We start from the raw sequence: 1920 nt of genomic DNA, 5'->3' as shown, positions 1-1920 counted from the left end.
GGTGTGTATAAGAGAAAGCGCCCCACCCGTCCCCGTACTGCCGCCGTTCGCCGCGGACTTCCCTCTCCACGCCACCCGCCCCGCGGCCAACCCGGTCACGCACACGTCCCACGCCGCTGCCCCAGCCTGAAGACCATCCTGTCCCGCGCGGGCGGTTACCTCCCGTCCGCCGCCCACCGGGTCACCGCCGCCCCGGTCGCCGAGACCGGCCGCGGCCACGAAGAGAGAACCTCGAGGACCTGCGCAGCTTCTGGTCCGGCACCGCCCTGTCCGGCAGCCCCTCGGCACTGCCCGGCCTGCCGGCCTTCGCCCGCCCCGACCGGGTGCTCTTCGCAACCGACGGGCCCTTCACACCCGAAGTCGCCGTCGCGCACTTCACCGGCGAATACGGCCGCCACCCCGGCTTCGACACCGCCGGCCACCACGTCATCGACCGGGACAACGCCCTCGCGCTGTTTGCCCGCCCGACCCGAGCCGTCCCCTGCCCCCTGGCCCCGAGCCGCGACACCCCACGGAGTACCCATGTACGACATCGAAATCCCTGTCCTCATCGTCGGCGGCGGCGGTGCGGGACTGACCGCCTCCATGCTGCTCAGCCGCATCGGCGTCGAGTCCCTGCTCGTCACCGCCTGGCCGCAGACCTCGATCCTGCCCAAGGCCCATGTCCTGAACCAGCGCGCGATGGAGGTCATGCGCGACGCCGGCGTGGCCGACACCATCTACGCCGCCTCCACCCCGGCCGAGCAGATGTCCCACAGCGCCTGGTACGTCGGCCTGGCCGGCGAGGGCGAGGACTACGGCCGCCGCGTCGCCAAGATGGAGGCCTGGGGAGCCGGCGGCGACTCCCCGGAGTGGCTCGCGGCCAGCCCCGAGCGGCAGGCCAACCTGCCCCAGATCCGCCTGGAGCCGGTCCTGCGCGCCGGCGCCGAGGAACTCGCGCCCGGCCGGGTCCGGTTCCACCACGAGGTGACCGAACTCGCCCAGGACGACGAGGGCGTCACCGCCACCGTCACCGACCTCGACACCGGCGAGACCTACCGGGTGCGGGCCCGTTACCTGCTGGGCTGCGACGGCGGCCGCACCGTCGGACCCGCCGTGGGCATCGTCCAGGAGGGCGTGCGCAACCTCGCCCGCGTGGTCTCCTTCCACATCTCCGCCGACCTGTCCCAGGTGGCGACCGACCCCGACGTGCTGATCCGCTGGCTGTGGCTGCCCGACCTCGGCATCCCCGGCGTCCTCGTGCCCATGGGCCCCGACCACTGGGGCCCCGAGTCCGAGGAGTGGGTCTTCCACATCAACTACGGCTCCGAGGACGGCCGCGCCCTGGACGACGAGTCCGTCCTGTCCGACATGCGCACGGCGCTGGGGCTGACCGAGGACCAGCTGACGGTCCACATGATCTCCCGCTGGTCCCTGGAGGGCGTGGTCGCCGACCGCTACCGCGCCGGCCGCGTCCTGATCGCCGGCGATGCCGCCCACCGCCACCCGCCCACCGGCGGCCTCGGCCTGACCTCCGCCATGCACGACGTCCAGAACCTCACCTGGAAGATCGCCGCCGTCCTCAACGGCCATGCCGGCGACGCCCTGCTGGACACCTACGAGCCCGAGCGGCGCCCGTCGGACGCCACCAACGTCCAGCGCTCGCTGGAAAACGCCATGAACCACATCGCCATCAACGCCCTCTTCGGCGGCGGGCCGCAGGCCGACACCGAGGAGAACTGGCGGCAGGCCCGCCGCCTGTGGAGCGAGGACCCCGCCGACACCGACTTCCGCCGCACCTTCCTGGCCACCGTGGCCGCCCAGTCCGCGGAGTTCAACGAACTGGCCGTCGAGTTCGGCTACACCTACGACTCCGCCGCCGTCGTCCCCGACGGCACCGACGCACCCGAGAACCCCGACCCCGTCCGCATCTACAAGCCC

Annotated in this window: 1 protein-coding gene; it reads left to right on the top strand. The window is 72.8% G+C overall.

All coding sequences use genetic code 11. The features are described 5' to 3' along the window. Nucleotides 1–522: 522 nt before the first annotated feature. Nucleotides 523–1920, top strand: a 1398-nt coding sequence (locus GUY61_RS37890) for an FAD-dependent monooxygenase (protein WP_166634825.1), incomplete at its 3' end; no start/stop codon positions are given.

The organism is Streptomyces sp. GC420 (assembly GCF_009916105.1).
In the GTDB taxonomy this organism is placed as follows: Bacteria; Actinomycetota; Actinomycetes; order Streptomycetales; family Streptomycetaceae; genus Streptomyces.
The sequence above is the reverse complement of the archived record's forward strand: the minus strand, read 5'-3'. Positions and strand labels throughout refer to the sequence as shown.